This is a genomic window from Bradyrhizobium sp. USDA 3311 (assembly GCF_054062495.1).
The window spans coordinates 550698-574640 of the sequence record NZ_JBSSFI010000001.1; the positions used below are offsets into that span (position 1 = coordinate 550698).

27 protein-coding genes and 2 pseudogenes are annotated in these 23943 nt (G+C 58.5%); 4 read left to right on the forward strand and 25 right to left on the reverse strand.

All coding sequences use genetic code 11. The features are described from left to right. Window positions 1–156 precede the first annotated feature (156 nt). A complete protein-coding gene (locus ACVWW6_RS02590) occupies window positions 157–948 on the reverse strand; it encodes a nitrogen fixation protein NifQ (protein ID WP_271612494.1) in 792 nt (263 codons plus the stop codon). Window positions 949–1096: 148 nt separating this feature from the next. After that, entirely contained in the window at window positions 1097–1981 is an 885-nt protein-coding gene (nifH, locus tag ACVWW6_RS02595) for a nitrogenase iron protein (protein WP_097669307.1), read from the reverse strand. 398 nt (window positions 1982–2379) lie between these two features. Here nifH and ACVWW6_RS02600 point away from each other — a divergent pair, with 398 nt between their 5' ends. From ACVWW6_RS02600 to ACVWW6_RS02610, 3 genes and pseudogenes are all read left to right on the forward strand, one after another. Continuing rightward, window positions 2380–2589 (forward strand): hypothetical protein, encoded by a 210-nt coding sequence (locus tag ACVWW6_RS02600; protein ID WP_202633241.1) that lies wholly within the window; start codon window positions 2380–2382, stop codon window positions 2587–2589. Between the two features lie 10 nt (window positions 2590–2599). Further along, a pseudogene (locus tag ACVWW6_RS02605) lies at window positions 2600–2960 on the forward strand (ArsC/Spx/MgsR family protein). 467 nt (window positions 2961–3427) lie between these two features. Continuing rightward, window positions 3428–4171 (forward strand): OmpW/AlkL family protein, encoded by a 744-nt coding sequence (locus ACVWW6_RS02610; protein WP_161533250.1) that lies wholly within the window; start codon window positions 3428–3430, stop codon window positions 4169–4171. A gap of 431 nt (window positions 4172–4602) precedes the next feature. Here ACVWW6_RS02610 and ACVWW6_RS02615 read toward each other — a convergent pair whose 3' ends face one another. The 14 genes and pseudogenes from ACVWW6_RS02615 to ACVWW6_RS02680 all read right to left on the reverse strand — a co-directional run bounded on the left by ACVWW6_RS02615 (window position 4603) and on the right by ACVWW6_RS02680 (window position 15190). Further along, window positions 4603–4950, reverse strand: a complete 348-nt coding sequence (locus tag ACVWW6_RS02615; RefSeq protein ID WP_161533249.1) for a (2Fe-2S) ferredoxin domain-containing protein — start codon at window positions 4948–4950, stop codon at window positions 4603–4605. 1391 nt (window positions 4951–6341) lie between these two features. Next, window positions 6342–6788: a Rieske (2Fe-2S) protein gene (locus ACVWW6_RS02620; protein ID WP_456680089.1), complete on the reverse strand. Its 447-nt coding sequence runs from the start codon at window positions 6786–6788 to the stop codon at window positions 6342–6344. Window positions 6789–7400: 612 nt separating this feature from the next. Then, the gene (locus tag ACVWW6_RS02625) at window positions 7401–8555 is read right to left on the reverse strand and encodes a DegT/DnrJ/EryC1/StrS family aminotransferase (protein ID WP_456683113.1); all 1155 of its coding nucleotides are present in this window, start codon (window positions 8553–8555) and stop codon (window positions 7401–7403) included. Window positions 8556–8596: 41 nt separating this feature from the next. After that, window positions 8597–8866, reverse strand: coding sequence for a hypothetical protein (locus ACVWW6_RS02630; RefSeq protein WP_271554231.1), 270 nt, complete (start codon window positions 8864–8866; stop codon window positions 8597–8599). A gap of 34 nt (window positions 8867–8900) precedes the next feature. Then, window positions 8901–9260 carry a DUF3024 domain-containing protein gene (locus ACVWW6_RS02635; RefSeq protein WP_097669278.1) on the reverse strand — a complete coding sequence of 120 codons (360 nt, stop codon included), beginning with the start codon at window positions 9258–9260 and terminating at the stop codon, window positions 8901–8903. Window positions 9261–9275: 15 nt separating this feature from the next. Then, window positions 9276–9515, reverse strand: a complete 240-nt coding sequence (locus ACVWW6_RS02640; protein ID WP_161533248.1) for a nitrogen fixation protein NifZ — start codon at window positions 9513–9515, stop codon at window positions 9276–9278. Further along, window positions 9512–9826, reverse strand: a complete 315-nt coding sequence (locus ACVWW6_RS02645; RefSeq protein ID WP_097669310.1) for a nitrogen fixation protein NifZ — start codon at window positions 9824–9826, stop codon at window positions 9512–9514. Before ACVWW6_RS02645 ends, ACVWW6_RS02640 begins: the two co-directional genes overlap by 4 nt. A 357-nt stretch (window positions 9827–10183) precedes the next feature. Next, window positions 10184–10407, reverse strand: a pseudogene (locus ACVWW6_RS02650) (4Fe-4S binding protein). Between the two features lie 10 nt (window positions 10408–10417). Next, window positions 10418–11977: a nitrogenase cofactor biosynthesis protein NifB gene (gene nifB / locus ACVWW6_RS02655; RefSeq protein ID WP_271554227.1), complete on the reverse strand. Its 1560-nt coding sequence runs from the start codon at window positions 11975–11977 to the stop codon at window positions 10418–10420. Window positions 11978–12303: 326 nt separating this feature from the next. Next, entirely contained in the window at window positions 12304–13167 is an 864-nt protein-coding gene (locus ACVWW6_RS02660; RefSeq protein ID WP_456680090.1) for an SIR2 family NAD-dependent protein deacylase, read from the reverse strand. Continuing rightward, entirely contained in the window at window positions 13164–13388 is a 225-nt protein-coding gene (nifT, locus tag ACVWW6_RS02665) for a putative nitrogen fixation protein NifT (protein ID WP_097669282.1), read from the reverse strand. The genes ACVWW6_RS02660 and nifT overlap by 4 nt, the downstream gene beginning before the upstream one ends. Continuing rightward, a complete protein-coding gene (nifS, locus tag ACVWW6_RS02670; RefSeq protein ID WP_097669283.1) occupies window positions 13385–14566 on the reverse strand; it encodes a cysteine desulfurase NifS in 1182 nt (393 codons plus the stop codon). Before nifS ends, nifT begins: the two co-directional genes overlap by 4 nt. Beyond that, window positions 14563–14829 carry a NifU family protein gene (locus tag ACVWW6_RS02675; RefSeq protein WP_097669284.1) on the reverse strand — a complete coding sequence of 89 codons (267 nt, stop codon included), beginning with the start codon at window positions 14827–14829 and terminating at the stop codon, window positions 14563–14565. Before ACVWW6_RS02675 ends, nifS begins: the two co-directional genes overlap by 4 nt. A 40-nt stretch (window positions 14830–14869) precedes the next feature. After that, the gene (locus ACVWW6_RS02680; RefSeq protein ID WP_097669285.1) at window positions 14870–15190 is read right to left on the reverse strand and encodes a HesB/IscA family protein; all 321 of its coding nucleotides are present in this window, start codon (window positions 15188–15190) and stop codon (window positions 14870–14872) included. 273 nt (window positions 15191–15463) lie between these two features. Here ACVWW6_RS02680 and ACVWW6_RS02685 point away from each other — a divergent pair, with 273 nt between their 5' ends. Further along, complete coding sequence (locus tag ACVWW6_RS02685; RefSeq protein ID WP_161533245.1) at window positions 15464–16054, forward strand: hypothetical protein; 591 nt, start codon at window positions 15464–15466, stop codon at window positions 16052–16054. 9 nt (window positions 16055–16063) lie between these two features. Here ACVWW6_RS02685 and ACVWW6_RS02690 read toward each other — a convergent pair whose 3' ends face one another. The 9 genes from ACVWW6_RS02690 to nifK all read right to left on the reverse strand — a co-directional run bounded on the left by ACVWW6_RS02690 (window position 16064) and on the right by nifK (window position 23943). After that, window positions 16064–16459 carry a Rieske (2Fe-2S) protein gene (locus ACVWW6_RS02690; protein WP_097669287.1) on the reverse strand — a complete coding sequence of 132 codons (396 nt, stop codon included), beginning with the start codon at window positions 16457–16459 and terminating at the stop codon, window positions 16064–16066. 410 nt (window positions 16460–16869) lie between these two features. Then, entirely contained in the window at window positions 16870–17406 is a 537-nt protein-coding gene (locus ACVWW6_RS02695) for a hypothetical protein (RefSeq protein ID WP_161533244.1), read from the reverse strand. Window positions 17407–17840: 434 nt separating this feature from the next. Next, a complete protein-coding gene (fdxB, locus tag ACVWW6_RS02700; RefSeq protein WP_161533243.1) occupies window positions 17841–18140 on the reverse strand; it encodes a ferredoxin III, nif-specific in 300 nt (99 codons plus the stop codon). Window positions 18141–18155: 15 nt separating this feature from the next. Continuing rightward, a complete protein-coding gene (locus tag ACVWW6_RS02705; RefSeq protein ID WP_097669289.1) occupies window positions 18156–18356 on the reverse strand; it encodes a CCE_0567 family metalloprotein in 201 nt (66 codons plus the stop codon). A gap of 8 nt (window positions 18357–18364) precedes the next feature. After that, window positions 18365–18829 carry a NifX-associated nitrogen fixation protein gene (locus tag ACVWW6_RS02710; RefSeq protein ID WP_097669290.1) on the reverse strand — a complete coding sequence of 155 codons (465 nt, stop codon included), beginning with the start codon at window positions 18827–18829 and terminating at the stop codon, window positions 18365–18367. A gap of 6 nt (window positions 18830–18835) precedes the next feature. After that, a complete protein-coding gene (nifX, locus tag ACVWW6_RS02715; RefSeq protein WP_456680091.1) occupies window positions 18836–19231 on the reverse strand; it encodes a nitrogen fixation protein NifX in 396 nt (131 codons plus the stop codon). Beyond that, entirely contained in the window at window positions 19228–20637 is a 1410-nt protein-coding gene (nifN, locus tag ACVWW6_RS02720; RefSeq protein ID WP_097669292.1) for a nitrogenase iron-molybdenum cofactor biosynthesis protein NifN, read from the reverse strand. The genes nifX and nifN overlap by 4 nt, the downstream gene beginning before the upstream one ends. Window positions 20638–20646: 9 nt before the next feature. Continuing rightward, entirely contained in the window at window positions 20647–22293 is a 1647-nt protein-coding gene (nifE, locus tag ACVWW6_RS02725) for a nitrogenase iron-molybdenum cofactor biosynthesis protein NifE (RefSeq protein WP_456680092.1), read from the reverse strand. 93 nt (window positions 22294–22386) lie between these two features. Next, window positions 22387–23943, reverse strand: a complete 1557-nt coding sequence (nifK, locus tag ACVWW6_RS02730) for a nitrogenase molybdenum-iron protein subunit beta (protein WP_097669294.1) — start codon at window positions 23941–23943, stop codon at window positions 22387–22389.

Below are 23943 nucleotides of genomic sequence, written 5' to 3' on the forward strand. Positions count from 1 at the left end.
TCATGAACCGGACGCCTTGCCTGTTGCTGCGCCGAGTTCGAACGTTAATGTAATTGCGGCGCGCCAGGATGTGAGAATTGTCGCGGAGCACTGGGGACCGCCGCCGCCTTGGACACATGGTCACTCGCTCGCATCGAAACGGCGTCAGCCGCGCCCTCAACCTCCCGTGCGGCTTACCAATTCCGGCGAGGCTTTCTCGGATGACGGTGCGATCGCGGACCTTTGTGGCAGTTCAGATTGCCAGACGCCGGCAAGGACCGGCCGAGCCGCCTGCGGCAGAACATCGCGCCGACGCTCGGCCATCCGGCTCTCACCGCTTTCTTCGCCGAAGCAGAGGTTGAAGTCGCCACATTGCTTGCACACGGGTGTTGTGCACATCACGAGGCCTTCATTCTCGCAAAGGGTGCGGTAGAAGAAGCGCTTCCAGCGCATATTGTTGACATTGCGCGCGGCGAGCGGCGCGAAATGGCGGCTCAGCAGCCGAGAGAGTTCGCCACGATTGCGCAAGCCGAGAGCTTCCCACAGATGGTCTGGCCCAATGGCGCGGCGCGCGATCATCGCAGCCAGCCAGCGGCCGATATCCCCTTCCGTCGAGCGTTGCTTGAGCAAGAGATCACGCAGCATTGCGATCTCGTCGTCCTCTTCGCACTTGAAAGCCGAGATCTGCTCCACGAGCTTGATCTCAAGCGAGGGAAAGTACTGCTCCAGCAAGGCCGCCAGTTCAAGGCCGGACAGGCCGGCCTTCTCGGGAAGGGAGCCACCATCCATTGTGGCAGCCGCCAGGATAGACGCCAGGACATGGCGATCGAGATTGCTGTCAATGGCAATATCGGCATCTGCAGGAGGCACACCGGTGAGCAGGCGGTAGGTTGCAATTCCCCTGTGCATCAGGCCGTTGGAATCAACGGCACAAGCAGCGATGAACGGAAGGAAGTGCGCTTCGGACATAATTTTGCGGGTTTCCACAGTGGTCAGGTTTGCTCCGCCGCACCTGGTTTTGGTCAGGGTCGATCGTCAGAATGCCGGCCTCCCGGGATGGGCGGTGAGGGAGACCGGCATCCGTCGCGCGCCTTCACGAGGCCGCGACTCGCGACCTTTACGAGGCCGCGAGTTCGGCGGCGGTCTTGCCGATGATGGATTCGTCCACGGGCTTCATAATGCCATGCTCCATCAGCATGTCCTCGAGCTCGTCCATGGAGATCGGGGTCGGGATGATGCCTTTGCCGCCATTATTGTGAACCTTGGTCGCAAGATTGCGATAGTGATCCGCCTGCTTGGACTCGGGTGCATATTCGAGCACCGTCATGCGGCGTAACTCGGCATGCTGCACCACGTTGTCGCGCGGCACGAAGTAGATCAGCTGAGTGCCTAGCTTCTTGGCCAACGCTTCCGCCAGTTCCAGCTCCTTGTCGGTCTGCCGCTCGTTGCAGATCAGACCGCCCAGCCGCACGCCGCCAGAGTTCGCGTATTTCAGGATGCCCTTGGAAATGTTGTTTGCGGCATACATCGCCATCATTTCACCGGACATCACGATATAAATTTCCTGCGCCTTGTTCTCGCGGATTGGCATCGCAAAGCCACCGCAAACGACGTCGCCGAGCACGTCGTATGAGACATAGTCGATGTTCTCGTAGGCGCCGTTCTCCTCCAGGAAATTGATCGAGGTGATGACGCCGCGTCCGGCGCAGCCGACACCCGGCTCAGGACCACCGGACTCCACGCAGCGAATGTCCTTGTAGCCGACCTTCATAACGTCCTCGAGCTCGAGGTCCTCCACGCTGCCGGCGTTCGCTGCAAGGCTCAAAATCGTGTCTTGCGCCTTGGCGTGCAGAATCAGGCGGGTCGAGTCAGCTTTCGGATCGCACCCTACAATCAGGATTTTCTGACCCATCTCGGCCAGCGCCGCCAGCGTGTTCTGCGAAGTGGTCGACTTGCCGATGCCGCCCTTCCCGTAGAACGCGATTTGTCTCAGTGAAGACATTTTGCTCTCCATCAACCGATTTGCCAAAAGTTGCGCGCTTCTTGCGCGCGAGCTTGTTTCTCTCTCAGAAACGGGGGCACACGGGATCAAGGGAAGGAGCGCATCGCTCGCCTTACGCGTCGGCGTGCACTCAGCCCTCACTCAGTGTTGCTGCCGCTTATTAGCAACCGCCGTGCCAACGCTGACCGCGCTCCTTAAGCTTCTGATTACGTTTCTAAAAACCAACCAGCCGGTGAGTGATCCTGGCTGTTTTGGATCTGCGCGGCTGTCAGAAAACTAACAACGACCACAACCATCAACGCGAAATGCCGATTTGGCGGGACCTGTTCCGATGCCTTCAGGTGTGGAACGGAACTTGCCGCTCTTCTCGCAAGCCGGGCGATTTGAGGAGAGTGAATATGTCGGTCGAGCTCGAAACCTGGCGGACCAGCGGCGAGTGTTGCACATACGGTACGGCGCTTGGTGCGCTGACATTGGAGATGATCGGCAATAAATTCGAATGGGCTCCCGGAAGCAGCAGCGCCGCGCGAATCGTTCAGCTAAGCGCGTCTACATGGGTATGTCGTGGCGACAATGATCTTTTAGCAGAAGCCCGGCTGCGCCACTAACGCGCGTCAGATTCAAGCGCTGAAGTCCGCCGGTCACGACGTGATCGCCGAAGACATCTTGAAGGAGCCATGGGATGCGGAGGAATTGCGCGTTCTTCTTCGGCAATATGCCCGTCGAATCCTGGTTCAACCGAGCCGCACCCCGTATCAAGTCAGGCGAAGTCAATCCCGATACTATCGACGCGGCAATCGCACTCGCATTGATGGTAGGCGATCCGCTCCTGATACGACGACCGCTGATCGACGTAGACGGGGCACGATGTGCCGGACTCGATCATGAGCCCGTGCTGTCACTGCTTGGTGGCAAGACGCAAAATGATGTCGAGGAATGCTTGCACGAAGCAAACCGCACGCGTTGTCCGCAGAGGTGAGGAAACGGCGGAGCGCCCCCCCAAACCATCAGACGAAGCAAAGAATGACGTTTCCCACTTCCGGCTTCCTTCACGGGTAGTAGTCGACAGGACCTTCGCTGAGACGACCCGAGCGAGTAGCTGCTCCGCAAGGCGGCATCGCCCATATTGCGCTCGAATGCCGCACTTCTCGCCTATGCAGTGTGTGAGAGGCCGCCGCAGTTGCCGCCTTTATCACGCATAACCTCCGTGGCCCGGATTGGTTCAGAGTACCAAGCCGAGAGACAGTTTTTTGAAGAGATTCGGCTTAGACGGATTCTTGAATTGAATAACGATCAGAACAGACCACCACGCTTCCCGGCCGTGATCCTTATGCAACTTAGCGGCATAATTGCGCTATGGCCGCTCCCATTTTGATCGGTATCAAATCCTTCGCCATTCCCGCTGTGTGACAGAGATCTCGCGCGGCTCTTCGCGCGGAATTTGGAATGGAGAATAAGATGAGAACAAGGACAGTTCTGACGACGGCATCGCTCCTCGCGCTCGCGACCTCGTTGGCCAGCATCTCGGTACTGGCCGCGGATCTGGGTCCGGCGCCGGTCTACTACAAAGCGCCTCCGATCGAACCCTTCAATCCATGGATGATTCGCCTGCGCGTGCTCGGCGTTTTGCCGGATACCGCAGGCAGCTCGGTCAGCGTTGCCGGGGCGCCCCTGCTGTCCTCACCAAGTTCTGGGCTTTCGATCAGCGAGCAAGCCATACCCGAGCTCGACATCACCTATTTCTTCACAAAAAACGTTGCCGCCGAACTCATTCTCGGCGTGACCAGCCATCACATCAGCGGCAATGGCGCGCTCACTGGGCTCGATATCGGCAAAGCCTGGCTGTTGCCGCCAACACTGACCCTGCAATATCACTTCACCGATTTCGGCCCGCTCAAGCCCTATATCGGCGCGGGCGTCAACTACACCGCATTCTTCAACCAATCGGCAGCCAATACGTCGCTCGGCGGTCTTGCCGTAACGGATTTGCGCATCAGCAACCAATTCGGCGCGGCGGTCCAATTCGGCTTCGATTACATGCTTGATCGTCACTGGGGCCTCAACTTTGACGTGAAGAAGCTGTGGCTGCGGCCGGAGTACTCCGCGACCGTAAACAATGCGATTGCCGTCACCGGGCGCGCCAATATCGACCCATGGCTCCTCAGCGGCGGCGTCACTTACAAATTCTGACGCTAGAACGGGACCAGAAAGCGGAATCCGTTTGATCAACCCGGACGCGGCGAGCTTATCGAGCGCGTCCCCTAACCTCACCGCAGTGCAAGCGGGGAGTGAGATGACGCGCCAACGACGCGTCATCTCGCGAGACGCGGGGAGCCATTCGCAGCATTGCTCTCGCTGTGAGCTACGGATCGCGCGGCATGGAGTGACGGTACACAAACAGATCGACCCAGCATATGATCATATTCTTCTTTCGTCGCGCATTGCAAAGGCGCCATTTGCTTATTGGGCCGGAGAACAAAGGCGGCACGCCGCGCCAAGGCAGACCGGGAGCGTGACGCCCCCGCTCAACCTCAGGCGATCCGAGCTCCGAGCGGCCAGCTCATGGATGGACAAGCCGTCCATGCTTACTAGCCCGGGCAAATGGCCGCTAAGCGAAGCCTCTAGCTTCGCTTTAGCACCATCACAAGGCGGTCGACACGTTTGCCCTGCTTGAGGTGGGAGTTTACGATTTCGTCAACGTCCTCAGGCGTGGTCGCGCGATACCAGACTCCGTCGGGATAGACGACCATCAAGGGACCACAGTTACAAAAGCCAAGGCAGCCTGCCATCGTGAAGCCAACATCGTTGAGGCCTTGCGCTTCGATCGCCTTGCCCATTCGATCCCACAGGGTTTGCGCGCCGGAGGCGCCACAACTGCCGTGCGGATGAGTTGGCGGACGCTGCGTGTGGCAAGCAAAGACATGATGCCTATAAAGTTGAGGAAGTTCGAATTCGGTTTCTGAGTTCATGCGCCTACCCTGTGATCAATCGGCTTCATCTGAAAGGAGACAAGGTGTGATCACATCGCCCCCACAATCTATTATGATTGAATGCCGCATCGACCGATTAATGCTACTGATTCCCACTCGCGCTTGCGAACGCAGGCGAAATGAGCGGGCGCCATAGTTACTGTGGTCGCTGAAGATCAGCGATAGATATCTTCGCGTCCGAAGCAGCCTCCTTGATCAATTCCAACCTTCATCATCGCGATACGCATCACTTGCTCACCATCCAACTTCTCAAAAGCAAGTTGCACACCAGACGCGTAACGTTCGTTTCTGCAATGATCCCTTGCTCTGCCTGGCGCGACTCACAATTATTGCCGAGGTTGCGACAATGTCGTTCGCTTCTGTTTCGGACACGACAAACCTCGCATAGCGTTTGACCTCCCGCTTCAACCTTCGGCAGCTTGTACGCAGAATGAGCTAGACTCTTGGTTATTTTTCCCAGCTCTTGCGCTATCATATCTTGGAATGAGCAGCGATCTTCATGATCTTCGTGCCGCCTATCGAGGAGCCTTGATCCTCGACGATCGCGCGGTGGATCGAGCGCTCCGTTCTGCCATGGCGTGGTCGGCTAGCCGCACCGTCCGGCGCGAGCCCACAGCATCTTTTTCGCCCTGAAGCTGGACGCTGCGTTCCGCTGCTGCCGATCTATCGTTTGCCTCAATAGACAGCGGCTGTCGCGAAGGCCCCAACGAGGCAGGGATGATCGCCGAGCCACCTTTTGGGACTGCAGACCAAGCCGGCCGCAATCCCGATTGGCAGCAACGGCAAACCGGCAACCCAGCGGTCCCAGATTGGGCCCACGCTTCGGACGATACATGTCAAGACGCGCTTGCAGCGGCAAATGCGGAACAACGAGCACGTGCTCATTAATGCATCTGCTCCTAACTGGTCCCTAGCTGACGATGGTGGCGCCATTCGCTAAGGACGTCGCACGAGCTGAGGTTTGGCATTGCAGTTGCAACGCAGGCAATAACGCCAGCTGCGCCGGCCGCCAAAGACTTCTGACACAGGATCGTCATTCCTCCTGCCTAAACGGTCCTGTCAGTCTGGGTCCCCCCAGACGATGCCCTCGGCGAACTTCCAGCCGCCGGGGGCATTTCCCGCTCGAACATACCGCCGGCAGCAGGAAGCATCTCCTGCCAGCCGGCTCGATTTTGGCGAGCTAGCGCAAGAGCAGCTTCTTGGTGCGGCGGAGGTCGCAGGGTGCAAGGCCGCAATCCGGCGGGCTGCCTGTTTTGTCTCACAAGTCAAAAGCCGTGACACGCATCCGCGCTAACGCTCACGAGTACGACGGCCTCATCCGACGGCAAAGCGCCCCAGGCAGCTTGAGCAACAGCAAAGCGATAGGCTCGTTAGTCCGGATGGATCGTGATATCCATGGTTTCGTCGCTGCCCCCGAACGGGTCGGCGAACCGATCGTCCTCCAGCAGCTTGACGCCGCATAGGCAGACGTCACCTTCGATCACGGCGAGCGCTACCGGCTCAAGCGATTGTCCATCGCAGGGGCCATCGATGCACATCCCAGTGTCGATCTCGAATCTTGCACCGTGGCGGCCGCATCTGAGAAAGGCGCGGTCCGCCGAGAAAAACGCACCGGAGCCGATGTTGAGCCAGACGCTCTCATGCGGACAACGGTTGACGTAACTAAAATAGTCGTTGCCGAAGGTGCGCACCACAATAATTGGAAACGGCCGGCTCTCGCCACTATCATCGATCTGCGACAGGCTAAAGCCCATGGCGCCACTCCGCTCGATGGCATCGGCCGGACAGACGGCGAAAACCTCGATCTGATCGCTCATCAGGTTGCGGATTATCCGTTCGCTCATCCCGGCCCCGCAGTTTCCCGCTTGAAAGCATCGATCGCAGTCCGGCTCAGCCGAAAAATCCCACGGCCACGAGCGAGCGGCCGATAAGCCGAGCTGGCACGGGCGTTGAGGACATCAAACCATTGGTTCGGCGTGAGCTTCGCCGGACGCTCGCTGATTTGGATCACCCTCCCGTTCGGACCGAAACGGACGTGGATTATGACTTGTTGCGAGTTCATACCGATCCCCTGTTTTGGTAACTTTGACGATTCCGAGCGGAAACCGAGACTGTCGACTGTGATGGGCTTGGTTTCTGGCACCTTGGCGCGTGGGGCTCAAGCCGCGCCTTGGACGCGGCGCCTTTGCTACTATCGAGCAGGTCTTCTTCGCGTTCGCTTGGAGCATTTCTCTTGCGGCCTTCCCAGACGAGTACATTCCTCGAGCGGCATCCGGCGCGCTCCCGCATTTGTGTGGATCACGAGCTGCGCCCGACAACGCTGCCACAAACGACGTATCCTCGATCCCCTTGCCCATCTCTCCCGATGACAAAAACTACGATCATCGCCATTCAATCCTCGTGCTTCCGTGTCGTGGATGACGATCATCTCAGTAGATCGCTGCACCCGCACCCACGTTGATCGACGCATCTTTCATGGTCTCGACGATAAACTCGATCTGCTTGTTCGCGAAATGGGTGTGAAACGGAAGCGCCAGAGCGCGATCGGCCATTTTTTCCGTAACCAGGAAATCGCCACGCCGATAGCCGAAGTCAAAGTAGTGCCGTTGCAAATGCAGCGGTTGGCTATAGGCGGCGGATTCAACCTGTGCGTCGCGTAGATCATCGATAATGGCGGCGCGCCCCGATCGCGTGGAGCGTGTCCCCAGATGAACGAGATAAAGCAACCAGCTCACCTCGGTCACATGGAGGCCAACATAAGGCGGCTTGATGCCCTCAAATGATTGCATATGTACGTTGTAAAGCTGCTCGACCAACCGACGCCGCTCCAGGATTTCATCGAGACGCTTCAGCTGCGCCAGGCCCAAGGCAGCCGCGAGATCGCTCATGCCGGCCTGGTAAGGTGCCGTGCTCCCGACAACAACGGAGGAGCGCTCGTCCAGACGATGGACGCGATGGCGACGCAAGCCGACCGCGATGTCGATATCATCGGTCACCACCACTGCGCCTTCGCCACAGGTTAGGGCCGCCGGCTGGGCAAAGTCGAACACCGCGAGGTCGCCAAACCGGCCGACGAGCTCAGCCTTGTAGCTCGATCCGATCGCCTCGGTGGAATCCTCCAAAAGCAGCAGCTGATGGCGCTGCGTGACCGCGCGCAGTTCCGACCATGGCGCGGGATGACCGCTGGGATTGCCGGCGACAATCGCCCGCGTGTTGGCCGTGATGCGCTCTTCGGCCTTCGCTGGGATCAATGCTCCGGACCAATAGTCGATATCGGCAAATACCGCTCGTGCGCCTGCGAGACTGATTGCATGCGCGGTCTCACGAAAGGAGTAGGGCGAGGCGATAACTTCCTGCCCCGGGCCGATGCCAAGCGCCTTCAGCGCAAGCAGGAGCCCGATGGTACCACTCGAGACCGCAACAGCATATTTGCGGCCAAGATAGGCTGCGAAAGCGTGCTCAAGCGCCTCAGTGATCTGCCCGTTGGAGATTTGCGGCGAACACAGCAGCGTTTCCACAGCAGAGAGCTCGGCGAAGGTGATATCAGAATCGGACAGTGGAACGAAAAATTCATTTCTCTCCACAGTGTGCGCGCCATCAAGCCGATACTCTTCTAGTTCAGTGCTCACCGCCCAACATTCCTTTTGGCCAGTACGATGCCGGTGGCTCGCATCGGATCGGCCGTAATCTGCACGCAGTGATCCGATCCATCGAGGAGATGAAGGTCGAAACGAGGAAACTGCCGGAACGGCTGATCCGCTACATCCGACGCATCACAGCGCACCCAAGCAAGCTGCGGAAAGCGGCGCCGCAGCTCGACAAACGGACCCATCTCGGTGCCATCGGCTGCAAGCAGCCGCTCGATTTCGATCAATTCCTCCTCGGTGAGCGCCATCGTGGCTCCTCTATGACTCGTCGAAGGTGGTTCGTCATTGCCAGAACAGACGCTCCGGATCCGCGTTCAAGTCGTCGATTGCAGAAGTCAAGCGATGGTAAAGGCTGTAAAACTCCCAGATTCCTCGCGCGTGATTCTTGCAAAACAGCTTCCAGATCCCGCTCACGGGATCATAAAGAATCAGCGCGACATCGATGAGAGCGCCATCCTTGTCGATGTTGTGCGAGCAACAGGGGCTCTCGACGAGGTAGCCGCCCCTCACCTGCGTCACGTTCGGCGAGACGTAGAGATAACGCTTGCGCGAGCTCAAGCCGCGCTCGATCCGTTTGCGATCGAGCTCGTTGGGGTGAGGCACCAGCCCGGCGTTTACCTTCCTCATCAGCGCGGCATTCATAGCGAAAGCCTCCCTTCAAAGCACTGTGATTTCTTCTTCAAGACAGCCGATGAGCAGCTGCTCACCAAAATCGACAATATAGATCGGCACGTTCGCGTCGGTATGGATAGCGACGTTGATGATCTCGCCGGTCGCTCCGGCGGCGAGCAAGACTCCCTCGGGCTCCGTATTGGGAAATGAGCGGTCGTTGACGAGGTCGACTACGGTTTTGACCCGCTGGCCCCGCCGATACTTCGGAAAGCCGGGCTCAGTCATGACTCCTCCGGCAATGGCAGATCATCGATCTCCTCGCAGGCGTCCACCGGCTCTAGTTCCTTGCGCTTCATGCCAACGCGGTAACCGCTTTCCAGAAACTCGACGCCATAGATGTAGAATTGCTGCAGGAACGTGCCGATCGAGACGACGTAACCCACCTCTCCCTTCTTGACTAAGACGTCGCCAATCTCCTTGCCGCGATAGGTGCCATCATTGCGGATGGTGCGATTGGCTCGCAGCTTTTGGCCAAAGCTGAAGACAGGCGGGTCGCTGAGCTCGACGACGTCGCTGTCGCGAACAATGCTGTTCATGTACCGCTCCTCATGCATCGCTTCCTCGTAGAGATGCAGGGACGCCGCGTGGCCCACCGCAGGCGAGATCCTGCATCACTTCGTGCTCGCGCGGCATCGTCAGTCATATCGACGATCGCAGCGCTGCCTGGGAGGCCGCTCTCGCCATCGAGAAGCGCCTTTAGACCGCCGCGCAGAATGAAATGCTCCAGGGCCGTGCGGCCGACCAGCAACAGCACTATCGCAAGGCAATCCAGAGCAGTCGTCGTCCGTGAAGGGGACCGAACGTCGGCGCCTGCGACGCCCCCAACGCGCAGCACGAAGCGTGCGACGTTTTCAGCACCAGCTCTTGGCATGCCGTTCATGGGGGCTCACGCTTTAGGCTGGCGCTTGGTAGCGAGGTAAGGACGTATCAACCACGCAGGTATTGTCGACCGGACAGGCGGCGACACATTGCGGCTCGTCGAAATAGCCAACACATTCGGTGCATTTCGCCGCTTCAATCACAAAGTCCCCCCCTTCGCCGAGATGGCAACGTTCGGGCATAAGGGTTCGCAGGCTGAGCAGCTCGTACACTGCGAGGCGATGATCTTGAATGGCACATATTCCCCCTTACGCCGCAGAGATCAGAGCTCCTTGCCGGATCGCGGCGTCGCCGCGCGGCGCGTGCTGAATCTCCCCGCGTTTCACCTGGTCCAGATAGGATCTGAACCAGGCGATCGCCGACTTATCAATGAACTCATGGGCGAATCGATCGACCGGCTCGATCCCCGCCTTGATCAGATTGCTTTTCGGGCAGCCGCCGATCTTGGCCACGAAGACCGCATGGCAGTCATGGATGCCACGCATAATGGCGGAAAGCCTGTCCTCCTCGCCATAACCGCCCTGGCAGTAAACGTCCACGCGCCGGTGGCCGACGAATTTGGCGCCGGTTGTAGAAAGTTCGTACACCTGAAATTCCTTTGCATGCCCAAAGTGTTCGTTGATCAACCCCGAGCCCTTGGTTGCGACGGCCACCAGAAGAGTGATCGCGCTCATCTCTCCGGCCAATTCCGCAAGCTCCCTTTGGCCGGCCGCGACTTTGGCGGCACGCTCATCCTCTACCCTGTCCTGATAAGCCTTGCGCATCTCTAAGTCATATTGGACGTCCATTTTCATGACCTGATCGGTGGTGAACTCTGCGCTGCGATCCTCCCCGAGTAGACCGACCGCATCGGCGCGGCACTGGCGGCAATGCCGCATCATGTTTATCTCCCCTTCACAAGCATCTTGCAGCGTCTTCAATTCCTGCGCCGTCGGTCCGCGCTGACCGTTGAGGCCAAATACTGTGCCGTGCTCGGGCGCGGAGATCAGCGGCATGATATTATGAAGGAAGGCACCGCGCGACTTCACCGCCTTGTTGACCTCGACCAGGTGGTCGTCGTTGATGTTTGGGATCATCACCGAGTTGACCTTGCACAGGATACCTCGTTCGCTAAGCATCTCGAGGCCTTGCAGCTGGCGATCGGTGAGTATCCTTGCCGCGTCGATGCCGGTGTAGCGCTTGTGGTTGAAGAAGATCCACGGATAGATCTTGGCGCCGATTTCGGGATCGACCATGTTGATGGTGATGGTGACGTGCTCAATTTTGGACCTGGCGATGGTATCAATATAGTCCGGCAGAGCCAGTCCATTGGTTGACAGACATAGCTTGATGTCGGGAGCCACCTTGGCGACCAGCTCGAACGTTTTGAACGTCTTTGCTGGATTGGCCAAGGGATCGCCGGGACCAGCGATGCCAAGCACCGTCATCTGCGGAATGGTGGTCGCGACCGCGAGCACTTTTCTTGCCGCCTGCTCAGGGGTAAGCTTCTCGCTCACCACACCCGGACGCGATTCATTGGCGCAGTCGTATTTTCGGTTGCAGTAATTGCACTGGATGTTGCAGGCTGGCGCGACCGCGACATGCATGCGGGCGTAATGATGATGCGCTTCTTCGCTGTAACAGGGATGGTTCTTGACCTTTTCCCAGATTTCGGTCGGCAGATCGGCTTGGCCGGCCCGCGAGCCGCAGCTCGCCTGCCCGGTCGTGGCCGAAGCGCAGCAGCCCTTATGCTCGGCGGCGGGCTGCATCATCTTGCCGTTATCCACTGCAGCTTTGACATATTTTCCGCGTCCGACGACCGCGTTCATTTTCATTTTCCCTGCAGGCATCATCGGCCTCCCAGGACCATCCGTGAGCGAGCCTCAAGCAGCTGAGTAGCAACTTGCATGCCATGGCGGAGACGATGAAATTGCAGCCATACGCCAACGAGTTAGCGGAAACGATCGGCGCTGGCGCATGTAAGAACAGTAATGATGCGCGTGTTGACGATGCGACAGGTACGTCGTCATTCTCACGCAGAGCTCCATGACTTGCGCATTCATTCTCGCGCCAAGCTCGCCGGAACCCGACTCCATCTGAACGGATTTTCTCGCTATGCCGATACGAGCTGGGGGATGCGGGCTTCAGAAGGCCACTAATGGGTCAGCAGTATCTCAACCGCGCGAGGGAGCCCAATCGCAAGCGGCGTCAGGCCTTGCTCGAGTAGAAAGCGGAGCTCATTGCGAGAGAGCGCGTCCGGATCAACGATCGCATAGTGGGTGTCGGCCGAGCGCTTGATGATCTGCCGCGCATAGCTACGCAACAGCTGGTCGTTGAAGCGACAGCCGATGAAGAGAAAGGTCTGTCCGGTTCGCCTTTCCTTGATGATGTCCGGAATTGGCGTCTGAATGTCGATTTCGGTCAACGCCTCGACATAATCAGCGTCGGAGACAAGGAAATTGTTGGCCGGCTGCACGCTGCCATGCGGCTTGTACAGCACCGTCGCCCAGCTGCCGGCCACGACACTGTCGACCTCTTGGCCAACCGGATCGTAAAAGCGATACCAGCGATTCTCGCCAATACCTGCGCGGGTGATACCCTGCACTTCGCCCCATCCATCGCGCTTACCCAGCGCCGCGCGCATGGCGTCATCATACCACGCGTCTACTATGACGGGCAGCGACAGGGACGCAAGATGATGGTGCAACCGCGTCGGCTCGACTGGCCGAGCGAAAGCCTGTGTCATCAATGCGGTCACGGCGGACCGATGTTTGCTGATCTCGATATGCTGCGCCGACGCCCACGCATTGCCCCTAGCCCGCCGCGGCAGCGGAACCTTGCTGGCGAAGAAGCCGGCCAATGCCTCTGGTGTGGTCGGCACATCGGATCTGCACAGTTCGGCGAGGCGAGGACCGAGATAGGGAATAATGCTGGCGGCCCTCAGGCCGGCAGCGATGTCCACGAGAGTGGCCTTTGCATCGGCCGCATGGACAAAGTCGATCTGCGGGGGCGCCTTCACGGATCGTCCCCTTTCTCGCCTCGTTTTTTAGCGTTGATTGTGATCGGTAACCGTGTGTCGCTCGCCATCTCGGGCAAATCGAGCACCCAGCCATTGGCTACTTTGATCCAGCCGCCCCATAGCGTCTCGTACTCGGATTCCACGATTGGCTCTTCGAGATCCTTTTTTGGCACGTAGATCGACAGGCCCGCGTCCGGAGACCGGCGGATCATGATTTTCACGAGGTCAACTCCCCGACTGTGACGCAGGAGGTGGCGCGCAGGCGAGCCACGATGTCGGAAACTGCGCACACGACCTCATCGACCTCCGCGAGGGAGGTTTCACGCGACAGAGAAAAGCGTACCGCGCCGCGCATCCGCCACGCCGGCACCTGCATGGCACGCAGAACATGCGATGGCTGCATTGAGCCGGAGTTGCAGGCTGATCCGAGCGACACGGCGATGCCCGCCCGATTGAGATGGTGGGCGATGGCTTCGCCTTCGAGATGGTCGAAGGCAATGTTGGCCGTGTTCGCTAACCGATTGCTGATATCGCCGAGCGAAACGCACTCGCCATTGTGCAAAATTCCCTGCTCGAGGCGGTCGCGCAACGCGCCAATGCGAAGGCGCTCCGGTTCGAGCCGCTCCGCCGCAAGCTCGGCAGCCTTTCCCAGGCCGACGATGCCGGGAATATTCTCAGTCCCGCCGCGGCGCCCTCGTTCTTGTGATCCGCCGCAGATCAGCGGCCGGAATTTTGTCCCTTTGCACAAATATAGCGCGCCGATCCCCTTGGGACCGTGCAGTTTGTGGGCGGATAGCGACAGCATGTCGATCGCACTGTCCTTTAGGTTGACGCGCACCTTACCGATGGCCTGGACCGCATCGGTGTGAAACAGCGCGCCCGCCTCACGGGTCAACCCGGCCAGAAACTCCACAGGAAACATCGTTCCGGTCTCGTTGTTGGCCCACATAACCGAAGCAATCGCTGTGCGTGGCCCGAGCGCGCAGCGAAACGCCTCGATGTCGAGCCGGCCGCGGGAATCTACGGGTACGATGTGCGTCTTGACTCCTTTGGTCGCCAATTGCTCGGTTAGCGCAAGAACGGCGGAGTGCTCTACCGAGGTCGTGACGATCTCGTCGCGGTCCTCCTGCGTCGCAAGCGCAGAGAGGACCGCGGCATTATTGGCCTCGGTCCCTCCCGAGGTGAAAACGATTTCATGATCGCATGCGTTCCCTAGCAGGCCCCGCAAGCTACGCCGGGCCTGCCTCAGAGCGACTGCGACCTCGCTGCCAAAGGCGTGCGTGGACGAGGCATTGCCGAATTGCTCGGTGAAGAACGGCAACATGGCTTGCACGACGGATGGATCGGTCCGCGTCGTTGCATTGTTATCGAGGTAAATCGGCACTCGATTTTCGCTCAATCCACTGCCTCGGCTGCAGCAGCAACGGGGATTAGTTTATCGACCAGCCGCGCCTGAATGCCTTCCAGCGTCACGCTCGAAAGCTTAGAGAACATACAGGCACCGGTTAGCCTGACCATAATCCTGCCATCGATGCCGATCCTCTGACAGTCGCCACCGTCGCGTGGCAGATTGGGTCGGATCTCTTCGAGAGCGCCGCGAATACGACGCGCTCGGTCTGTCGCAGTGCACGATAATTGCCTCAGTTGTTCTTCGGCCTGCATGCTTCGATGTCTCCTCCTCATCAGCTGAACGATTTTTTCATCAGCTGAACGATTTTCCGCAGGAGCAGTTCGCGGTGGCGTTCGGGTTATGAAAGGTAAAGCCAGAGCTCTCCAGTGCCATCACGAAATCGATGGTCGTGCCGACCAGATGCTCGCGGCTCTTGTTATCGACGAACACCTTCAGCCCGTCGCGTTCGATCACGGTGTCGTCAGGCTTCGGTTCCTCGGCCAGATCCATCTTGTATTTGAATCCATTGCAGCCGCCTGGTTCGATCATAACGCGCAGACCGCCGGTCGGGTGGGTCGACGATGAAATCGCGCTCTTGATTGCATTCACTGCGCTATCCGTCAGATTGATCACGGCTTATCCTCATCAGCTTGGATTTAGCTGCCAAGGGCAAGTCACGTGCCAGCGTGCAGACGCTTGATGCTGCTCACTTTTTCGGATCGCGCCTGTTGGCTTTGGAACCGGTGTCGGGTTCCTGACGAGGTTACTTTCGGCGATCGCAGCCCACTGACGCGTTTTCTTTCTAAGCTACGCCGAAGGCCGCTACACATGCGACGGCAAGCAATTTGCATCGCATCCGGCACCGGCCAAGGCGTCGGTGAAGAGCTTAGATCGAGGACGACATTAATGACTGTAATCGAGAACACCGCACTCGGCAGACTTGAGAAGGAGGGCCGCCTGCTCAATGCCGTACTCAAAGGCGGGACGACCAAGCCAGGCCGGTTCGGCTTTCGCGGCGACGTCGCACTAAAATTCCAGACTCAAGTCGCGGACGAGAAACGGCCGCCGGACTATTCGATCGAGCAGGTGTTGACAATCGCGCAGGACGGAGAACGGACTATTCCGGTGCTGGCCGGCTACCTGCACTCCTTCGCGTATCTTGCTGACGTCGCGACCGTCCTTGACGGTGCCTTAAGCCCAAACGGCAGCTACTTCATGTTCTGCAACAACATAGATTTGCTAGCGAAATACCAAATCAAGCTCGGTGATATCAATTTCCTCGTCCTACCGTGCGATGAATCCACCGTTTGGAAGGAGATGATGGATCTGGTCGGGCTCAACAAGGACGACATCAAGAAGCTCGATCCGGGCGGCAAGCTTGATTGCCTCCTCGATGCCGCAAGGGATCTCGATCTGTCCTATGAGGAGATCTCGTACGACGACGGGCTAAAGAGGATAGAGCCCGTGAAAAACCGCAACGAGAACCGGCCGGTCTGAGCGCGGTCTTCAGTTGTTGGGCGATGCATCGTCTTCGACAAGACGCACGCCGAGGACACAGATATCACCATCCAGAACTGCCAACGCGATCGGTGTGAGCGCTCTACCTTGACATGGACCTTCGACGCACCGCCCGGTGCCGAGTTCGAAGGTCGAACCGTGCTTGCCGCACATCAGCCGGATACCGAATGGATCGAGGAATTCGTTCCGCTCCCAGTCCAAATTGACCCTGTTGTGCGGGCATTTATTGACATAGCCAAGCACCTTTTTGCCCCAGCGCACCACAATGATGGACCACGGCCGGTGAGTGCCGTCGTCATCGACGACCATAAGATGAAATCCCATAGCCTGGCGGCTCGGAATGTGGTTAAAGCCGCAAATCGCATAGATGGCATCTGGCTGCATTCATCGCTCGTTTATTGCAAGACGTTCTTCACTGTCGCTGTGCAAACAATCCTGCAAGAACCGTACAAGTGCCGGAACGGCTCGCGTTTCTGACAATCCAACGCAAGCTTCGCCATTGCCGCACACCTCATTGGCCCGGGCGCATAATTCAGACCAATTCGCACGAGCATTGAGCCTTGTTGACCTTTCCATGCTAGCTGCGCAGCTGCAGCTTTCGCGCTCCAACTTTTCTCAGGTAAACGCGGTGGCTGGTCGTTGCTGCTCGTTGATCGCCACGCTGTGGAAGGCCCGGTTACGATGCCCTCGGATGGGGTATCCCACCGCGGCATCGCAAGTGCCTTCGCAGAAAGGTTGAACGCTCGCTTCCAGCCAGTGAGGGGCGCACGCGGCGAGCGTGTGCCTCCTTTAGGCTAAGACCGTTGCGCCCGCGCGTGGAACGGCGAAATGTCCGTCATTTCAGGCCCGGTGCTGCTATTGCAGCCACTGTGCTCCACGCTCAGCCCCATATGAGCGCGCTCCAAGTAAAATGAGGGGTTATCGTCCGAGGAATCCGTCTCGAAGCATCCCTCAGTATCGATATCACTGCCTTCAGCTTTCGAAAGATACTTCGTAGGCCTGTCGACCCGCTGCCACGGAAACCAGAGAGCATGGCGCCGTTGTTTCGGATGACGACTCACCTGGCTCCATGCCTGCAACTGTTTCCGCAAGGCGGAGGCTATCTCCGCCTTCTCCCGATTCATTAGCTTGGCCAGCGCTTGTGGAGCAGAACTTCCGCTCGGTGCTTTTGCCGCGTGCTCGAGGCGTCCGCAAACTCGCATACGCAATTGCACCGTCCATCCAATTCCGGCAGCGCCATCCGGTCCCCAGTGGAGAATTGCGGAGGACACAGGTGCCGCCATCACATGCACTTCAACGCGATCGGCAATGATCGGGCAGACAATGTCCACGCCCGGCGCACCGCGGCCGATTTACGCTCCTGCCCATCCCGCAACCGGGCACGCCACAGGATAAGATGGGCACCATTGGCTCCGCAGGAACGTCCCTACTTCGGAAACCAGCAATTCGCAATCTATGAAGACCACGAAGGCAGTTTGATCACCCGCCCAGCGTAAAGGCCAGGGCGCTTTCGCGATAACGTGGACCCTGCGATAGGAGAGCGATTAGCGAGCGGGGCGCCACTCAGTCGGTATGGCTTGCCTCGGGACTAAGCAGATCGTTCCGTCTTGCTGTTCAGTGAAAGATCGGGGCCATTCGAGCCCGCCGCCCGAGTCTCCGTTGCGGGTTTACCCGATCACCAACGAGTCTTCCTATATCTCGCCTGCTGCTGCGAGAGAGAGAGAGAGAGAGAGAGAGAGAGAGAGAGAGAGAGCGCCGCCTTCGCTCACGCAGCTTCCGCTGCGGCTGAAATGTGGGTCTGGCAGTTGGCCGGACAAACCCTGGCACATGCACCGCAGCCGATGCAAGCGCCCGAATCGTTCAGAACCATGATCTTCTTTTCGATTTCATCGTCCTCGTCATTGTCGAGGTCGACAAGTTCCCCCTCCTCGTTCATTCCTTTCAAGGTCATGACATCTCGACCGCACACCTTGAAACAGCGGCCACAGCCGATGCACTTCTTGCTATTGATCGAGATCAGATATTCTGGCGTCCAGTCGCGTCCATCGCGCGTTGCAAATGACATGGGTCGGGCCCCCTTTTAAGTATCTTCCAGCGCTTTCAAATCAAGGGTCTTGCGCTCAAGTTCGGCATAGGCATTGTGCGCCTTCTGCGCCACCACCATGATCGAGGTCCAGTTGACTGGCAATTCTTCCGAAAGGTCGTGCAGATCCATCTTGGCTTGTATCGCCTTGGCAGACAGCTTCTTTAGTTCTGTCTTCAGTGTTTCACGATCGCCCATGAGTGTCCTCAATAGTTCGCCACGTCCGGAAATTTCCGAATCAGGTCGATTCCGTCGCTGACATATTTGTCGCCCTCCTGCGCGAGCTTTACGAAATTATCGAAGCCGAAGCGATGCACATCGCGCAGCTGCTTGTTTACGGCGATCAGCCGGCCTCCGATCAGCACCACGCGGCCGAAGCCTTCACGATGCAGCTTCAGAATCGGCTGGATCATCACGCCGGTCACCCTCTCGATCGAGAGCGCGACCGCATCGAAGAATAGCTCAAGCCGCCACAGTGTATCGGGATCAGGATCACCGATAATCGGCAATGCGCGCCGCTTCTCCTTGTCCAGAATATAGGGTTCGAGCAGGTCGAGATCGCTCTTCGCCTCCCAGGCTCCGTTGGTATCCTGAGCGCGCCAAATCTTGATCAACTCCATGAGGAACGGCGCGTCCACGGCACTGCCCTGCTGCTCTATTTTTGTGGTCATATCACCTCATTCGTCGAACTCGAACGTACGCCGTCGGTCCTTTGCCATGGCCTTGCGCAGCCAGGGAGGTGGCGTGCCCTTCAGTACGCGCTCGAGTTTTTCGAGCAACACCAGAATGCTTTCTGGCTTATTCACCTTGATAGGATGGATCTTGTTGGCCACCACTCGCGCAGCCCCGGCACCGCCAATGGCGGCGACGTAAAGGATTGCGCAATCCTTGATCGCCTCGATCTTCGGCGCCAACTTGTCGTCGTTGCCGTCTTCCTTAAGATCGTCCTCAAACTCAATCGCTTTGAGAAACACGTGCCCGCCAGGCGTGACATCGTAGATTGCGATATTCTTTGCCCAACCAAAATGGGCATCGACGCGTCTCAGGTCTTGAGTGGCAAACGCGACCTTCATGCAGTCGACCTCTCAGCTGCGCCGGTGGAGCTGCGATACCCCGAGCATCGTGGCGATCCGGGCGCAGTCCGCCATCTATCGGGCGTAGGCCGATCGTTCTCCTCGCGGTGCGCAATCACGAGATTGGCGATATCGAAGATCAGATTGCGGGTACCACGATAGCCCACGGATAGTTGGTGGCCCGCGCCAAGTCGATCGAACATCGGAAAACCGGTACGATAGAACGGGACTTTCAGCCGAGCCGCCGCTTGCCTGCCATGCGAATGCGTGATCAGCAGGTCGCAATGCCTTGTTTCAGCAAGCCCTTCCAGATCCTCCAGATCGCCAATGAGTACCTCCTTGGTCTTGATCCGCTCGATCACCCCCGACTGAGTGGTCGTCACGGCCGCGGTCACCTGCGCGCCCATGTCGTGCAGCATGCCGGACAGATCAAACAGGAGGTCTGGCTCAGCGCCGATTGCAAGTTTGCGACCGCCAATATGGAAGTGCGCGTCCAGCATTGCATCGGCGAGCTGACCGCGCTGGCGCCGATATTTCAATGGTATGGGGCGGCCGCTGATCTCGCTCAAGAACATCATAAATTCGTCGTTCGGACAGAGACCACACAGCCGCTCGAAGACACGAAAAGGAACGCCGGTCTTGACCTGCATGACCTCTGCCGCTCGCTGCATCTGCGCGCCGATTGCAATCGTCCATCCGGCGCGGCCCATGCTCGCAATTTCGTCGACGCCGATGCCGCCGATGGTCGTTGGCGTAAACTCATCGGGGATATGCCCATCGAGCGATCCCGCCAGGTCAGGGAGGAAGGATGGGCACAACCCGAAATCCTCCAGTATGACACGGAGTTCATCAAGGTCGCCGGGCGTGAGGTGACATCCCGGCAGAACATTCACCTTCGATTGATCCCGCAGGCCATTGGTGTTGGGCCCTTCCACCAGCACCTCCACAATGCGCGCCACAGCTCTCTCCCAGCCGTCCTGGAACGCGCCCTTGAAATCAGGCGTCGAGACATACACCAGTGGCAACTTTGCGAGTTGCGGATGCTTGCTCCGGATTAGCTTGAGGTAGGCATCCACATCGTCGCCGTTGGTCTCAGTGACACCGGTCGAGCAGATTCCGATGATCTTTGGCTTGGCACGGTTGTAGATGTTCAGTATCGCCTGCTCGAGATTCTCATAGCCGCCGAGTACGGTCGCGACCTCACTCATCGCGGTGGTCTGCAGCGGTACTGCCTCTTTGAAATGCCGGACAAAGAGCGTGAGCCCGAAGGATGTGCACCCCTGGGAACCGTGCAGGAGCGGCATCGCCCCGCGCAGCCCCATGAAGGCGAATGCGCCGCCGATCGGCTGACTCATCTTCAGCGGGTTGACAGCGCAGGCTTTTGTCGGCGCCGTGACGATGGCCATGACGCCTCCCTATTCTGCGGCCTGTCGAATGGCAGATGGCTCGGACACCAAGATACCTTCGATGCGTCTTTGGCAGCAGCCACCGACCGCATTGGTATGCTCTCTGACCGCTGCGACGCTCCTGAGGCCGTGCGCGTAGATTGCATCCTCGATCGTGCCCAGATCGACCTTGTTACACACGCAGATCTTCCTCGCGCGGCGCGCGGTTTCGGCGAGCGCCGGATCGCGGGCGATCGCGGCCAACGGCGATTGCATCTGCTCCATCGCCTTGGCCAATGCCTCCCATGGTGCCGGTCGACGTAGCTGCTCCCACATCGGACTGGAGAGCGACTTATCGATCTCCTCCACCAGCTTGACCATTCCGACATAGCCCATATAGGCGTGGCAACGCTCCTGGTTGATATCGAGCCAGGGCATCGCCGCTTTCAGCGCGACGAACTGCGACTTGCCGCCCGATAGCATGATGTCCGCGTTTGCGTCCTTCAGCATCTTGTACATTTCGCGCGGCGTCATGTCCTCGATCATGTGGGCATCCTGCCCCATGAGCTCCTTGATGCGCTCTTTGTCTTTCCTGGTTGATTTCTTCACACTGGTTCCGACTACCTCAAGCCCGGCTTCCTGGAGTGCCGCAACGACCGACCATGACTTGACGCCGCCGGTAATCAACAAGGCCTTCTTGCCTTCGAATCGTGGCTTGTACGGCTCGATTGCAGCCCAGGCCCAAGCTTCCTCGCGCGCGATCACCGCTTCGGTGCGCCCGAGCAGATCTGTCGGCGCGCCGCGTTCAACCAATAGGCGGGCAAGCTGGCGCAGCGATTCGCTCGAGTCTTGAATACCGTAGAACGACCCCTCGAAGAACGGGATCCTGTAGCGTTGCTCCATCTTGCGTGCGACATTGATCATGGACTTTGAGCATACCAACATCGCCGCCCGCGCGCGATGAGATGAAGCGACTTCGCGATATTTGCCATCGCCGGAGATGCAGGAGAGAATCCGTACTCCAAGCTCGTCTAGCAATGGCTTCACCTGCCAGAGCTCTCCCGAAAGGTTGTATTCCCCGATCAGGTTGATATCGTACGGCGTGGTGTAGTCCGGTTCTTGCGTCCCGATCACATAGTCGAGCAAGGCCTCGCCAGCAAGCTTGTTACCGAGGTTCTTCGAGCCGACGAAGCCCGGGGAGTTGATCGGGATCACCGGCTTTGCGAACCTTTCAGATGCTGCCTTACAGACTGCGTTGATGTCGTCGCCGATCATCGCCGGGATGCAGGTTTGATAGACGAAGATGGCGGGCGGGTCGCACTTGTCGATGATCTCCTTGATCGCTTTGCAGAGCCGCTTCTCGCCTCCGAATACAATATCGGTTTCGCTCAAATCGGTTGTAAATGCCGTGCGCCACAGATTCGAGCCGGACGACGCCGCGCCGCGATTGTCCCAGGAATTACCTTCGCACGCGATCGGACCATGCACCAAGTGAGCGACGTCGGTGAACGGCTGCAGCGCAATCTTGGCGCCATCGAAAGCACAGCCGCCGGCAGCGCTACCCGGCTGGAGCTGTTTGGTGCAGCCCTTCTTGCGTTCAGCCTCCGACTTACTGCCATTCTCGGCGCAGCCCGGCTCGTCGAAAATATTCTGGACCGTGGCCGCTAGTGAACTCATCCTTTTTTCCTCTCAGCGCGCACTAGTTACAAGGTCAACCGTCGTGTGCTTGTGCCATCGGAGCTAGGGCGATGGCGCGCGCACAGTCGCTCATCAACGAATGATGTCGAAGCTGTAGTCAGTTTTGCCGACAACGTTGGTCTTCTTGTCGATCTCGTCGAAGATCTTGTCCAGGATCTTCACCAGCACATTCAGGCCGCCCTGATAGCCCCATAGGGGGGAGCGGTGATGGTGATGCCGATCAAAAACCGGAAAGCCGATGCGGATCAGTGGCGTTCCAGTATCACGCTCCAGGTACTTGCCATAGGTGTTGCCAATCAGAAAATCGACCGGCTCGGTGAACAGGAGTGAGCGCATGTGCCAGAGGTCTCGGCCCGGGTATGCTTGGCAGCCCTGCCCAAATGGCGAGCTTGCGAGCAGCGCCTGCATTTTTTCGAGCCACGCCTTGTTGCCGTTGGTGGACAGCACATGGGTCGGTTCGGCGCCCAGTTCGAGCAGAAACGCAGCCAACCCATAGCAAAGATCCGGATCGCCATAGATCGCGAACTTCTTGCCATGGATATGCGCGCTGGAGTCAGCGATGGCGTCGACCAGGCGGCCACGTTCTCGCGCGAGTTGCTCGGGGATCTCCTTGCCGCTGATGCGTGACAGCGCCATGATAACGTCATCCGTTGCGGATAAGCCCACCGGGTAGTTGAAGGATACAACGTCCTGGCCATGCTCAGCCACGAATGGCAGCGTTTTTTCGGTGCACCACTGCTGCATGGAGATTGTCGCCTTGGCGTGAACCGCGTTGGCCGCATCTTCCAGCGTCGTGCCACCGTCATACATCCGGAATTCGCCGTCTGTCGGAGTATCGAAGACTTCAGAATTATCGGCGAGGATTGTGTGGTGAATGCCCATCAACGCCAAGATGCGCTTGATCTCGCGGAGGTTTCCGACGGTATAGCCATCGAACCCACCAATGATGTTGATCGCCCCGTTCGGCTTGCGCTCCAGCTTCGGCGCTGTTCCGGCCTTGCCGTCCCAAAAATGCTCCAGAATGCCCTTGAGCGCATTGTCATAACCGGTGACGTGGCTGCCGACGAACGCCGGCGTGTGGGCGAACGGCACGTCGAAGTCCGCCGGAACAGAACCTTTTTCTTTTGACGTCTTGATGAAGGCGTTGAGGTCATCGCCGATCACCTCGGCCATGCAGGTCGTAGAGACCGCAATCATCTTGGGTTTGTACATGTTGTAGCTGTTCGCGAGCCCGTCGATCATGTTGTTCAGGCCGCCGAATACGGCAGCGTCTTCCGTCATCGACGAAGAGACGCAGGAGCTAGGCTCCTTGAAGTGCCGTGACAGATGGCTGCGGTAATAGGCCACGCAGCCTTGCGAGCCGTGGACGAAGGGCAGCGTGCCTTCAAAGCCAACAGAGGCGAACACGGCGCCAAGCGGCTGGCAGGCCTTGGCCGGGTTTACCGCCAGCGCCTCCCGCGCAAAGTTCTTTTCGCGATATTCGGCCGTTTTCGTCCATTCCTTGATACGTTCGACCTCGGCGGGATCGCGAGAATTCTCGAATATCTTCTTCTTGGCCAGCATCTGCTGGTATTCTGGACCGCGGAACAGTTCGAGATGATCGAGCACGTGTTCGGCACTCTGCGCCAT